The 12820-nt window shown below is 70.1% G+C and carries 13 protein-coding genes; 1 reads left to right on the top strand and 12 read right to left on the bottom strand.

Translation table 11 applies throughout. The features are described 5' to 3' along the window. Nucleotides 1–71: 71 nt before the first annotated feature. Nucleotides 72–938: an Fpg/Nei family DNA glycosylase gene (locus ACFE7H_RS01250; protein ID WP_375399374.1), complete on the top strand. Its 867-nt coding sequence runs from the start codon at nucleotides 72–74 to the stop codon at nucleotides 936–938. A 2-nt stretch (nucleotides 939–940) separates the two neighbouring features. Here ACFE7H_RS01250 and ACFE7H_RS01245 read toward each other — a convergent pair whose 3' ends face one another. The 12 genes from ACFE7H_RS01245 to serA form a co-directional block, all read right to left on the bottom strand. Further along, nucleotides 941–1339, bottom strand: coding sequence for a type II toxin-antitoxin system VapC family toxin (locus tag ACFE7H_RS01245; RefSeq protein ID WP_375399373.1), 399 nt, complete (start codon nucleotides 1337–1339; stop codon nucleotides 941–943). Further along, entirely contained in the window at nucleotides 1336–1578 is a 243-nt protein-coding gene (locus ACFE7H_RS01240) for a hypothetical protein (RefSeq protein ID WP_375399372.1), read from the bottom strand. Before ACFE7H_RS01240 ends, ACFE7H_RS01245 begins: the two co-directional genes overlap by 4 nt. A gap of 31 nt (nucleotides 1579–1609) precedes the next feature. After that, nucleotides 1610–1936, bottom strand: coding sequence for a DUF2399 domain-containing protein (locus ACFE7H_RS01235; RefSeq protein WP_375399371.1), 327 nt, complete (start codon nucleotides 1934–1936; stop codon nucleotides 1610–1612). Then, on the bottom strand, nucleotides 1884–2825 hold the full coding sequence (locus ACFE7H_RS01230; protein WP_375399370.1) for a DUF2397 family protein: 942 nt from the start codon (nucleotides 2823–2825) through the stop codon (nucleotides 1884–1886). Before ACFE7H_RS01230 ends, ACFE7H_RS01235 begins: the two co-directional genes overlap by 53 nt. A gap of 49 nt (nucleotides 2826–2874) precedes the next feature. Further along, nucleotides 2875–3240, bottom strand: a complete 366-nt coding sequence (locus ACFE7H_RS01225) for a PIN domain-containing protein (protein ID WP_375399369.1) — start codon at nucleotides 3238–3240, stop codon at nucleotides 2875–2877. A 28-nt stretch (nucleotides 3241–3268) separates the two neighbouring features. Continuing rightward, on the bottom strand, nucleotides 3269–3511 hold the full coding sequence (locus ACFE7H_RS01220) for a type II toxin-antitoxin system Phd/YefM family antitoxin (protein ID WP_375399368.1): 243 nt from the start codon (nucleotides 3509–3511) through the stop codon (nucleotides 3269–3271). Nucleotides 3512–3635: 124 nt separating this feature from the next. Next, entirely contained in the window at nucleotides 3636–4733 is a 1098-nt protein-coding gene (locus ACFE7H_RS01215) for a branched-chain amino acid aminotransferase (RefSeq protein WP_375399367.1), read from the bottom strand. Nucleotides 4734–4760: 27 nt separating this feature from the next. Beyond that, nucleotides 4761–5849, bottom strand: a complete 1089-nt coding sequence (locus ACFE7H_RS01210; protein ID WP_375399366.1) for a 3-isopropylmalate dehydrogenase — start codon at nucleotides 5847–5849, stop codon at nucleotides 4761–4763. 101 nt (nucleotides 5850–5950) lie between these two features. After that, nucleotides 5951–7465: a glycerol kinase GlpK gene (glpK, locus tag ACFE7H_RS01205; RefSeq protein WP_375399365.1), complete on the bottom strand. Its 1515-nt coding sequence runs from the start codon at nucleotides 7463–7465 to the stop codon at nucleotides 5951–5953. A 45-nt stretch (nucleotides 7466–7510) separates the two neighbouring features. Next, on the bottom strand, nucleotides 7511–9283 hold the full coding sequence (locus ACFE7H_RS01200; RefSeq protein WP_375399364.1) for a glycerol-3-phosphate dehydrogenase/oxidase: 1773 nt from the start codon (nucleotides 9281–9283) through the stop codon (nucleotides 7511–7513). A gap of 145 nt (nucleotides 9284–9428) precedes the next feature. Then, a complete protein-coding gene (locus ACFE7H_RS01195) occupies nucleotides 9429–11039 on the bottom strand; it encodes an APC family permease (RefSeq protein WP_375399363.1) in 1611 nt (536 codons plus the stop codon). Nucleotides 11040–11194: 155 nt separating this feature from the next. Next, the gene (gene serA / locus ACFE7H_RS01190) at nucleotides 11195–12784 is read right to left on the bottom strand and encodes a phosphoglycerate dehydrogenase (RefSeq protein WP_375399686.1); all 1590 of its coding nucleotides are present in this window, start codon (nucleotides 12782–12784) and stop codon (nucleotides 11195–11197) included. Nucleotides 12785–12820 lie beyond the last annotated feature (36 nt).

Below are 12820 nucleotides of genomic sequence, written 5' to 3'. Positions count from 1 at the left end.
TCCGTAACTGAGGTGGGGTTCAAGCAGGGGGAAGGGGCGCGCGGTCAGGGGAAGCGCGTCAGAATGGCGGCATGCCGGAGATGCCGGAGGTGCAAGCGCTTGCGACGGACCTCGCCGCCAAGCTGGTCGGGCGTCGGATCGGCAGCCTGCAGGTGCTCTCGTTCGCCGCGCTGAAGACGTTCGACCCGGCGGTGTCCGAGCTCGGCGGCACGATCGTGGACGACGTCACACGGCACGGCAAGTTCTTGGACCTGCGCGTCGACTCCGGCCTGCACCTGGTGATCCACCTGGCCCGCGCCGGGTGGCTGCGCTGGTCCGATCATCTGCCCGTCCTGAACCGGACCGCCCGCACCGCCGCCGCAGCGCGCATCGTGCTGGAGGACGGCTCCGGCATCACGATCACCGAGGCCGGCACGAAGAAGGGTCTGGCGCTGTGGGTGGTGCGCGACCCGGCCGACGTACCGGGCATCGCGACCCTCGGGCCCGAACCGCTCGACCCCTCCTTCGACGAAGCCGCCTTCGCGGCCGTGCTCGCCGCCGCGGGGCGCGCGCAGATCAAGGGTGTGCTGCGCGACCAGGGGCGGATCGCGGGCATCGGCAACGCCTACTCCGACGAGATCCTGCACGCCGCCACGATGTCGCCGTTCAAGCCTGCCGCCATGACGCCGGAGGAGGTCTCGCGCCTGTTCACCGCGACCCAGAGCATCCTGCGAGCGGCCATCGCCCGGGCGGACGGCCTGCCCGCGACGGAGCTGAAGGGCGAGAAGAAGGCCTCGATGCGCGTGCACGGCCGCACCGGTGAACCGTGCCCGGTCTGCGGCGATACGGTGCGCCAGGTACGGTTCGCCGACAACTCGCTGCAGTACTGCCCCACCTGCCAGACCGGCGGCAAGCCGCTGGCCGACCGCGCCCTCTCTCGGCTGGGCATCACGGTCTGAGGTCAGGCGGGAACGACGATCTCGCAGCGGATACCGGGCACTCGGGCAAGTCGGGCGTCGAAGGTGATCAGCGGCACCCGAGCGAGTTCTGCGACTGCGGCGTAGCTCGCGTCGTACACGGTCGCGTTGTGACGAAGCTGCCACACCCGGTCGACCAGCCCGTCGATCGGGAAGAGCTCGATGCGCAGCTCCGAGAACAGTTGCACGGCGCGGACGGCATGCGCGGCCGAGATGACCGACCGCCGCTCGAGATTCCAGACGCCCTGGAGGGTCTCGAAACGGACGATCTGCGGGGCAAGAAGTCGATGTCCCCGAAGCGCAGCGGCGGCCTGCGCCCCTCGCTCGCCGTCATCGACGGTCAGCGGAACAAGCACCGACGCATCCGCGACGACGTGGCTCATTCAACCCCGCTGCGTCCGCTGCGAGCGGCGGCGACGTACTCCTCGGCCGACAGACGAACGCCAGAGCCCCGTGCTGTCGCTCGCGCCGCTTCGAGCCATTCGTCGACGGTCGGTGCCGTAGCCGTGTCCACGAGCAATGCGCGCATGTACTCCTGCAGCGACTGCCCGGCCCGCTCCGCGCGCTCGGCCAGCCGATCGCGGGTCACTGCCGGAAGGTTGCGGATGGTCATACTCACCATGCATGCAGTTTAGCAGCACCGTCGGCCCCGCTCACGAAATCTTCCGTCCAAGGTCGGGGAGGAGGGAGGCGAGCACCTGCTCCTCCTCGATCCGGGTGCCGCGGAGGGCGATCACGTCGGCGAGGTCGGTATCCCAGACCGCTTCCACACGGAGACCGGAGAGGCGCCGACCACCCATATCCGCTGCTCGGTACTCCTCCGTGCCGTAGCGCCAGGACACGGCACCGAACCGTTCCATGATGCGGTTCGCGATCCGGATGGCGCCCCAGTCGAAGTCGCCGTGGTACCGCAGCGTCGCGCCGGAGTCAGCGAGCAGCCTCAGGAGGCGCCGAGACGCCGCGCTCGGCTGGCCGCGCACGCAGACCACCGGCTGGCCGGTCGCGGTCGGCCAGCCGCAACTCGACAGCGCCGCCGAGCGACGACCGCGCGGCCTCCACCCACGCCTTCGCGGCGCGCGCGGCGGTATCCTCAAGCGCAGCTGCCTCCGCGCGGGCTGCGGCCAGCCACGCCTGCGCGTCGTCGACGGCCTGCCGGGTACGGGTGCGTGTCGCGTTCGCGGCCTGCTCCGCACCGATCGCCGTGCGCACCGCGGCGACCTGATCGCGCCGCCGGTCGGCCTCTCCCGCCGCACGGTCCGCCTCCTGCCTCGCCGCCTGCAGCCCTGTGTAGGTATCGGAGGCACGGAGGTCGCGCAGTGCGTCGATCGCGGCGCGGGCCCGCTCCACCTCGTCTTCGATCGCGGCCGCCGCAGCCTGCGCCGCCCGCAGCCGATCGGCGGCTTGCCGCTGCATCGCCCCTGCCTCACGGAGTGCGCGCTGCGCCGCGTCGACCGCCGACTGCGCGCGGCGCGGGCCCTCCGCCGCCCGCCCCGAGGCCACCGTCGCGTAGCGGGCATACTCGGCGGTGAACGCACGGACCGCCCTGGCGCTCTGCCGCAGGTCCTCCAGCGCAGCGCGATCCCCCTCGGGCGTGAACTGGTACATCACCCGGACCCGCTGGAAATCGGCGACCGTGGTGACTCGGCTCGTGTCGGGGTCGGAGCGGATGTTGCCCCACTGCTCGAGCTGCCCGAGCGCCGCCGGCACCGCCTCGGCGTGCGCGCCGTCGAGCGCGTCGACGACCTCCTCCGGCCGCAGCGCGACTTTGAATCGCTCCTTCGCGCGCACGAACTCCCGCATGACCTCGCGGTAGAGGGGCGCGTTCTCCGCACTGAGATAGCGGAAGACGCCGTAGGTCGTGCGGGTCATCCGGTGATGGTATTGAGCCTCGCCGACAGCATGCGTCGCGCAGTCGCCATCAAGCTCCGCGGATCTCCAACAGATCATCGAGCCCGGCGAATTCGTCCGGCTGCGTGGTGACCAGCGCAGCCCCACGGCTGAGGGCCACCGCCGCGATGAGCAGATCGACGGACCGCGCCCGAGGGTTGCGGCCACGCCGCAGCACTGCAGTCGTGATCGAGCCGTACGCGATCGCCGCCGCCCCGTCGAACGGCAGCCCGTCGCCGTACTTCGCGTGTGCGGCAGCCAGTCGGGCCGAACGCACGCGGACCTCCAGCGCCTGGCCGCGCACGGCCGCCGCACTGACCCCGAATTCGAGTTCAGCGAGGGTGAGCGCGGCAATGGCGGTTCTCGTACTCGGAGACAACTCGAGTGTGTCCGACACGAGCACTCCGGTGTCGAGCAGGACGAGTTCAGACGGTCGGGTCGATGCGGTCTGCATTTCGCTCCGCCTCGATCTCGGCGGCCCACACATCATCCCGATAGGTGAAGAGATCCCGCACGTCCTCGAACTTGACCCAAGGATCTCGTTCGGGAGGCATCAGGCGAGCGACGACGCGACCGTGCTTGGTCACGAAGAACGGCTCGCCGCTCTGCGCCGCGTTGATCGCCTCGGTCGGGTTCTGCCGCAGTTGCGCCACGGTGATGGTCCTCATCGCATCAGCGTATCGGTCGAGGTAGATATTCATCTACTTCGAACATGAAGTCCCGCGTGCCCAGGGTCAAGACGCGTGCCCGTGCGCGCGCAGACGCAGGTGACGCGCATCCAGGCACAGAGCGTCAGGCGAGGCGGCGCATCCAGCCGTGAGGATCGGAGCGGCGGCCGTATTGGATATCGGTCAGCTCCTCGCGGATCGACATCGTCAGCGCGCCGGCGGGTGCGTCGACCGAGCCCACCTCGAAGCCCGGGCCCTTCAATCGGCCGATCGGCGTGATCACCGCGGCGGTGCCGCACGCGAACACCTCCGTGATCTCGCCCGAGCGGACGCCCTCGATCCACTCCGCGATCGGCACGCGTCGCTCCTGCACCGGGTGGCCGCGGTCCTCAGCCAGAGCAAGCACGCTGGATCGGGTGACGCCCTCCAGGATCGAGCCCGACAAGGCCGGCGTCACCACCGTGCCGTCGGCGTGCACGAAGAAGACGTTCATGCCGCCGAGCTCCTCCACGAAGGTGCGCTCCTCCGCGTCGAGGAACAGCACCTGCTGGCAGCCCTCTGCGTAGGCCTCCGCCTGTGGCAGCAGGCTGGAGGCGTAGTTGCCGCCGCACTTGGCGGCACCGGTGCCACCGCGGCCCGCGCGGGAGTACTCCGTCGCGAGCCAGATCGAGATGGGCGCCACCCCGTTCGGGAAGTAGGCGCCGGCCGGCGAGGCGATGACGTGGAAGTCCACGGCCTGCGCCGCGCGCACGCCCAGAAAGGACTCCGACGCGATCATGAACGGCCGCACGTACAGGCTGGTCTCCGGCGCCGTCGGCACCCACGACCTGTCGATCGCGACCAGCTGTTCAACGGCGGCGATGAAGTCCGCCTCCGGCAGCTGGGGCAGGGCCAGCCGGACGGCGGAGCGTTGCATCCGCTGCGCGTTCGCGTCGGGCCGGAACGACCAGACGGAGCCGTCGGCGTGCCGGTACGCCTTCAGTCCCTCGAAGATCTCCTGGGCGTAGTGCAGCACGGCGGCGCCCGGCTCGAGCTGCAAGGGCCCGTACGGGTTGACCTGCGCATCGTGCCAGCCCTCGGCGACGGTCCAGTGGATGGAGACCATGTGGTCGGTGAAGTGATCACCGAAGCCGGGGCTCGCGAGGATCGCCTCGCGCTCGGCCTCGGCGCGAACGGCGCGAGACGGCGTGGTGGTGAACGCGAGCGGGAACGTCGTGGTCATGTGCGGCGACCTTTCTCGTCGGAGTGATCAGTCGGAGGAGCTGCGAGCGCCGGCGGTCAGCGCGGCCAGAACCGCGTCTCCGATCTGCGCCGTCGAGCGAGCCGGCGCGGTCGAGCGGATCCGGCCCTGCCGCCCGGCGATGTCGGCGGTGACGGCGACCGTGACCCTGCCCGCCGCCTCGGTCAGCCCGAGGTGGTCGAGCAGCAGGGCCGTGGAGAGGATGGCGGCGGTCGGGTCGGCGATGCCCCGCCCGGCGATGTCGGGCGCCGACCCGTGGACCGGCTCGAACATCGAGGGGAAGGCGCCGGACGGGTTGATGTTGCCCGAGGCCGCCAGACCGATACCGCCGCTGATCGCGCCGGCCAGGTCGGTGAGGATGTCGCCGAAGAGGTTGTCCGTGACGATCACGTCGAACCTACCCGGATCGGTGACCAGAAAGATCGTCGCGGCGTCCACGTGCAGGTAGTCGACGGTCACACGGGGAAACTCGGCGCCGACCGCGTCGACGATCCGCCGCCAGAGCGATCCCGCGAAGGTGAGCACGTTCGTCTTGTGCACGAGCGTCAGTGCGTTGCGGCGGCGCGCGGCGAGCTGAAAGGCGTAGCGCACCACGCGCTCGACGCCGTAGGCGGTGTTGACGCTCACCTCGGTGGCGATCTCGTGCGGGGTACCGGCCCGGATGGCGCCGCCGTTGCCGACGTAGGGACCCTCGGTCCCTTCCCGTACGACGACGAAGTCCACCTGGCCCGGATCGGCCAGCGGACTCGTCACACCCGGGTACACGATCGTCGGCCGCAGGTTCACGTAGTGGTCGAGCGAGAACCGCAGCTTCAGCAGCAGCCCGCGCTCGATATTGGCGTCCTTCAGCCGCGGATCGCCGGGAACGCCGCCCACGGCGCCGAGCAGGATCGCGTCGTGCTCGGCCAGGCGAGCCAGTTCCGTATCCGGTAGCACGTCCCCGGTCGCGAGGAACCGGTCGGCGCCGAGGGAGAAGTGGGTGGACACGATCTCGGCGTCGTCGCCGGCCGCCGCCTGCAGCACGCGCAGCGCCTGCTCGGTGACCTCGGGTCCGATGCCGTCACCGGGGACCACCGCGACCCGGATCGTTCTCGGCATGCCATGCCCCTCAGCAGCGCCGGGACACCCGCCCGACGCCGCTCAAGGCTACCGGCGGCACGTCACCGCCCGGCTTCACTGCGCCTCGGCGCCGCCGGGCGTCACCGCACGTCGTCGTCGACCCAGTCGAAGGTGCGGGTGACCGCCTTCTTCCAGTTGCGGTACAGGCGCTCGCGCTCCTCCTCGCCCATCGACGGCTCCCAGCGCGTGTCCTCCTGCCAGTGCCCCGCGAGCTCGTCCAGGTCTTTCCAGAACCCGACGGCCAGGCCGGCGACGTACGCGGCACCGAGGGCCGTGGTCTCGGCCACCTTCGGCCGCACGACCGGCACACCCAGGATGTCGGCCTGGAACTGCATCAGCAGGTCGTTGCCGACCATGCCGCCGTCGACCTTCAACTCCGTGAGCGCCTCGCCGGCGTCGGCGTTCACCGCCTCCAGCACCTCGCGCGACTGGAACGCGGTCGCCTCCAACGCCGCCCGAGCGATGTGCCCCCGGTTCACGTAGCGCGTCAGCCCCACCAGGGCGCCCCGGGCATCCGGCTTCCAGTACGGAGCGAACAGGCCGGAGAAGGCGGGCACGAAGTACGCGCCCCCGTTGTCGTCGACGGTGCTGGCGAGCGCCTCGATCTCGGACGCCTGGCCGACGAGGCCCAGGTTGTCGCGCAGCCACTGGATCAGCGACCCGGTCACCGCGACCGAGCCTTCGAGCGCGTAGTGCGTCTCGCCGTCGCCCAGCTTGTAACCGACGGTGGTCAGCAGGCCGTGCTCGCTCATCACCTTCTCGGTGCCGGTGGGGAAGATCAGGAAGTTGCCGGTGCCGTAGGTGTTCTTCGCCTCGCCCGGCGTGAAGGCGACCTGGCCGAAGGTCGCCGCCTGCTGGTCGCCCAGAATCCCGGCGATCGGCACCTCCCGAAGCAGGCTGGACGCCTCGACCGTCCCGTAGATCTCGGAGCTGGATCGGATCTCGGGAAGCATCGACCTCGGCACGTCGAACGCCGCCAGGATGTCGTCGCGCCACGAGAGGGTGTCCAGATCCATGAACATGGTCCGCGACCCATTGGTGACATCCGTCACATGCACGCCGCCGTCCGTGCCGCCGGTCAGGTTCCACAGCACCCAGGTGTCGGTGGTGCCGAACAGCAGCTCGCCGTTCTCTGCCTTCTCGCGAGCGCCGTCGACATGCTCGAGGATCCAGGCGAGCTTCGTCCCGGCGAAATAGGTCGACAGCGGCAGTCCGCACACGTCCTTGAACCGCTGCACGCCGCCGTCCTCGGCCAGTCGCTCGACGATGTCCTGCGTACGGGTGTCCTGCCACACGATCGCGTTGCAGACGGGCTTGCCCGTGGCCTTGTCCCACACCACGGTCGTCTCACGCTGGTTCGTGATGCCGACCGCGGCGATGTCGTGCCGCGTGATGTCGGCACGGGAGAGGGCCTGACCGATCACCTCGCGGGTGTTGCGCCAGATCTCCTCCGCGTCGTGCTCGACCCAACCCGCCCTCGGGAAGATCTGCTCGTGCTCCAACTGGCCGGTCTGCACGATCGAGCCGGCGTGGTCGAAGATGATCGCCCGGGTGGAGGTGGTGCCCTGATCGATGGCGAGGATGTAGTCGGGCACGGGATGCTCCTCCTCTCAGGCCGCTCGCCCTCGGACGGCCAGCGCTCAGACGGCCTGGATGATCTCCGGCGCCGCTAGGCGCACCCGATCGGCCGAGAAGTCGTCCGGCTGCAGCTGACTCTCGCGCTCGGCGCGCACCCGCTCGACGTACACGTCGACCTCGCGCTGCTGCTGCTCGGCATCCCAGCCGAGCACCTCGGCCATCAGCGCCGCGGCGACGGGTGCTGCAGACAGGCCCCGGTCCCATGCCTCGATCGACACCCGGGTCCGCCTGGCGAGCACGTCGTCCAGGTGCAGGGCGCCCTCGGCGGCGGCCGCGTAGACGACCTCCGCCTGCAGGTAGTCGTCCGCGCCGGGCAGGGGCTCAGCCAGTTCGGGCCGGTCCGCGATCAGGCCGAGCACCTCCTCGGCCAGGGTGCCGTACCGGTTCAGCAGGTGCTCGATGCGGGCCCGATGCACGCCGGTGCGCTTGGCGATCAGGTCGCGGCGGTTCCACTGGGCGCGGTAGCCCTCGCCGCCGACCAGGGCGACGTCCTGCGTCACCGACTCGGGCGAGCGCCCGTCCAGCGCGTCCACCGCGGCGTCGATGGCGTCCTTCGCCATCACGCGGTAGGTGGTCCACTTGCCGCCGGCGACCACGACCAGGCCGGGCACCGGATGGGTGACCACGTGCTCGCGGCTCAACTGGCTGGTCGACTCGCTCTCACCGGACAGCAGGGGCCGGAGGCCGGCGTAGACCCCTTCCACGTCCTCGCGGGTCAGCGGGGTGGCGAGCACGTCGTTCACGTGGTCGAGGATGTAGTCGATGTCGGCCGCGGTCGCGGCGGGATGCGCCTTGTCCAGGTTCCAGTCGGTGTCGGTGGTGCCGAGGATCCAGTGCCGGCCCCACGGCAGCACGAACAGCACGCTCTTCTCGGTGCGCAGGATCATGCCGAGGCTGGAGCGGATGCGGTCGCGCGGCACGACCAGGTGCACGCCCTTGGACGCCCGCACGTGGAACTGGCCGCGTTCGCCCGCGAGGGACTGCGTGTCGTCCGTCCACACCCCGGTGGCGTTCACGACCTGCTTGGCGTGCACGTCGAAGCGCTCGCCGGTCTCCAGGTCGTGGGCGTGCACGCCGACCACCCGCTCGCCGACCTTCAGAAAGCCCTCGACGCGCACGCGGGTCGCAACCTGCGCACCGTAGTGCGCCGCGGTACGGGCCACGGTCGCGCCGTAGCGGGCGTCGTCGACCTGCCCGTCCCAGTAGGTGAGGCCGCCGATCATGGCGTCCTTCTTCAACCCCGGAATGGCGCGATACAGCTGCGTGCGCGTCAGGTGGCGGTGATGCGGCACACCGGGCGGGCGGCCGCCGGTCCAGCTGAACGCGTCGTACATCGTCATGCCGATGCCGATGTAGAACCGCTCCCACACGTGGTGGGTGAGCGGATAGAGCAGTCGGATCGGCTTGACCAGGTGCGGTGCGATGCGCTGCATCAGCAGTCCGCGCTCTACCAGGGCCTCGCGCACGAGCACGAAGTTCAGCTGCTCCAGGTACCGGATGCCGCCGTGCACCAACTTGGACGATCGGCTCGAGGTGCCCGAGGACCAGTCGCGGGCTTCCAGCAGACCCACTGTCAGCCCGCGGGTGGCGGCGTCGAGCGCGCTGCCGACGCCGACGATCCCACCGCCGACGACCAGCACGTCCACCTCGGTCTCGCGCAGCACCGCGAGCGCCGCGGCGCGCTGCTGCGGACCGAGTGCCAGCGCGCTCACCTGCGTGCCGCCGAAACGGCCGGCTGCGGCTCTGGTGGTCGACGCTGTGCTGGCCGAGGCCATCGGGTCCTCCTCGAAGTTCGAAATCCGAAGGTACCCGCGGCAGCTTGACTCCCGCTGCCCGAGGCCGAACGGCGGCCTCGCCCGACCCCGATTCGCCCGACAGACCCGACATGTCTGACAGACCCGACAGGCGAGACGAGCGGAGTCAGGCGACGGGAGCGGGCCCGTCCAGCGGCTTGTCCTCCAGGAACGCCCCGCGGGGGATGACCTCACCACGGAAGTAGGAGGCGTTGCGCAACCACCAGATGCCCATCAGCACGAACCCGATGAGCAGGCCGACGACACCGACGACGGCCGTCGCTCCGATGCCGAAGATGGTCACGTCCTTGCCGGTGGTCGGATCCTGCGTCCAGTCCGGCGCCGCGTATTGAATGAGCCCGTAGACGAAGATGACGGCCAGCATCACGAAGCCCAGGAACGGGAAGAGGCCGCGGAAGACGAAGTTGCGCACATTGCTGAGCAGCGTGTTGCGGTAGAACCACACGCAGGCCAAGCCGGTGAGGCCGTAGTAGAAGGCGATCATCAGGCCGAGCGAGGCGATGAGCGAGGCCAGCAGGCCCTGGCTGATCAGGGTGAACGCCAGGAACAGCGCCGCCGAGACGACGCCCATGCCGATGGTCGACCAGGTCGGAGTGAGGAAGCGCGGGTGGATGCGCGCGAAGTGGCTGGGCAGCGCCTTGTGCACCGCCATCGACAGCGACGTGCGCGCGGTCGGCAGGATCGTCGTCTGCGTCGAGGCGGAGGCGCTGGTCAGGATGGTCGCGGCGAAGAGCACCTGCAGGATGTGGCCGACCACGCCGCCGCCGAACACCGCGGGCGCCATGACCGAGAAGACGTCGCCCGAGTTGTCCGGGTTGCCGAGCCCGATGCCTTTGGTGCCGACTCCCGCGAACGAGATCGTCGCGATCGTGACCAGCAGGTAGGTGAGCAGCAGCAGCACGGTGGAGAGCACCGCCGCACGTCCCGGGGTCTTGGCGGGGTTGGAGGTCTCTTCGTTCACGGCGACGGCGCTGTCCCAGCCCCAGTAGATGAAGATCGCCGTCAGCAGGGCGGGAGCGATCACGCCGCCGAAATCCAGCCCGACCGGGTCCAGCCAGTCCAGGGAGAACCCGACGGAGTACGACTCGCCGTCGCCGCCCGCGACCCGCGCGAGGGCGATGATCGCGAACAGCAGCAGCAGCACCACTTCGAACCCCAGCAGTGCGTACTGCAGACGCGCCGAGACCTCGATGCCGCGGTAGCAGATGTAGGTCATCACCGCGATCCACAGCAGACCGACGATGGTGGAGAGCCACACGTTGCTCGCCAGCGCGGCGACCGCCGGCAGCCCGAAGCCGCCGATGAACGTGAAGCTGTACTGCCCGGCGATGTAGGCCAGGTTCGACATCACGATGATGTCGCTGATGATGATGCCCCAGCCGCCCATCCAGCCCGTGATCGAGCCGAATGCGCGTGAGGCCCAGGTGAAGGTCGTCCCGCAGTCGGGGTCCGCCTCGTTCAGCTCCTTGTAGGCCTGCGCGATGAAGTACATCGGCACGAACGCGAGCAGGATGATCGCGGGCGCCTTGACGCCGGCGAGCAGCTCACCGCCTCCGGTCGCGACGACGAATCCCAGGCTCGCCGCGAGGCTGTAGGCCGGAGCCGTGGAGGCGACCCCCACGACGACGCTGCCGATCAGCCCGATGGCGCCGGGCTTCAGGCCTTTCCCCTGCGAATCGATATCGGCGGCGACCTGCTTGATGAGCGGTTCGGACACGACACGTCTCCTCTCGGGGGACCGGCACGACCGTGTGCCGACGACCTTCGCGCCTGCTGACGAGGCGCCCGCAGGGAGCGTAACTCGAACGTGTGACAGACGGATTACGCGGTCGGATTCGGCATCGACGCGCGATCCCGTGGCCGGATGCCGGCTCAGCCGACCAGATCGATTGCGTGCAGGGTCGCCGCGTCGATTCCGTGCCGGATGGAGTCGAGTACACCGGCCGGGGCGGGCGAGTCGATGGTCAGCACGCTGAGCGCCGTGCCGCCGGCGGTACGACGGGCGATCTGCATACCCGCGATGTTCACGCCGGCATCGCCGAACAGCGACCCGTAGAGGGCGACGATCCCGGGCCGGTCCACGTAGGTGAAGACGACGTGGTGGGTGGCGATCGGCACCTCCACGTCGTAGCCGTCGATCTCGACGATCTTCGGCGTCTGCTTCGGCCCGGTCAGGGTGCCCGCGACCGACACGGTGCGGCCGTCCGTGGTCACCCCGCGCAGGGCCACGACGTTGCGGTAGTCCTCGCTGACCGGATCGGTGAGGAGCCTCACCTGGATGCCGCGCTGCTCCGCCAGCAGCGGCGCGTTCACGTACGAGACCTGCTCCGTGACGCCGCCGGAGAAGTACCCCTTCAATGCCGCGAGCTTCAGCACGCTGACGTCGTAGTCGTTCAGGTCGCCGCGCACCGTGATGTCGATGGCGGTGACCGGTCCGTCCGCCAGCGCCGCGAAGACCTGCCCCAGCTGCTCGGTCAGCGGGATGCCGGGCCGCACGTAGGGGTCGATCACGCCGCCGGCCACGTTGACCGCGTCGGGTACCAGTTCGCCGCCGAGCGCGAGTCGCACGCTTTTCGCGACGGCGATGCCCGCCTTCTCCTGGGCCTCGTCGGTGGAGGCGCCGAGGTGGGGGGTGACCTGCAGGTTCGGCAGATCGATCAGGGCACGGTTCGTCGGCGGCTCGGCGGTGAACACGTCGAGCGCGGCGCCCGCGATGCGGTGCGTGCTGAGCGCCTCGTAGAGCGCGCCCTCGTCGATGATGCCGCCGCGGGAGGCGTTCACGATCCGCAGATCAGGCTTGGCCAGGGCGAACTCCGCCCCGCCGATCAGGCCGGTGGTCTCGGGGGTCTTCGGGATGTGGATGGTGATGAAGTCGGCCTGCTGCATCACCTCCGGCAGCGAGAGCATGACGACGCCGAGCTGCTGCGCGCGCGCCGGAGTGACGTAGGGGTCGTAGGCGACGAGCGTGGCGCCGAAGCCGGCCAGCCGCTGCGCGACCAGGGTGCCGATGCGCCCCAGGCCGACAATGCCGATGGTCTTGTCGAACAGTTCGACGCCGGTGAACTTGGACCGCTTCCACTCCCCCGCCTTCAGCGACGCGTGGGCGTCGGGCAGGAACCGGGCGAGCGCCAGCAGGTGTCCGATGGCCAGCTCGGCGGCGGAGACGATGTTGGAGGTCGGCGCGTTCACGACCATGACGCCCGCGGTCGTGGCAGCCGGCACGTCCACGTTGTCCAGGCCCACGCCGGCGCGCGCGACGACCGTCAGGTGGGGCGCGGCGGCGATCGCCTCGGCGTCGACCTTCGTGGCGGAGCGCACCAGCAGGGCGTCGGCATCGGCTAGGGCGGTCAGCAGCGCGGGCCGGTCGGTGCCGTCCACCTCGCGCACGTCGAAGTCGGGTCCCAGCGCCTCGACGGTGGCGGGCGAGAGCTGTTCGGCGATGACGACGACGGGGCGGCGCACGGTCTCGGTGGACACGACGATGATCTGACTCTTTCG

Origin of the sequence: uncultured Amnibacterium sp. (assembly GCF_964250715.1) — a bacterium.
In the GTDB taxonomy this organism is placed as follows: Bacteria; Actinomycetota; Actinomycetes; order Actinomycetales; family Microbacteriaceae; genus Amnibacterium.
This window is presented reverse-complemented; position numbering and strand designations above follow the sequence as displayed.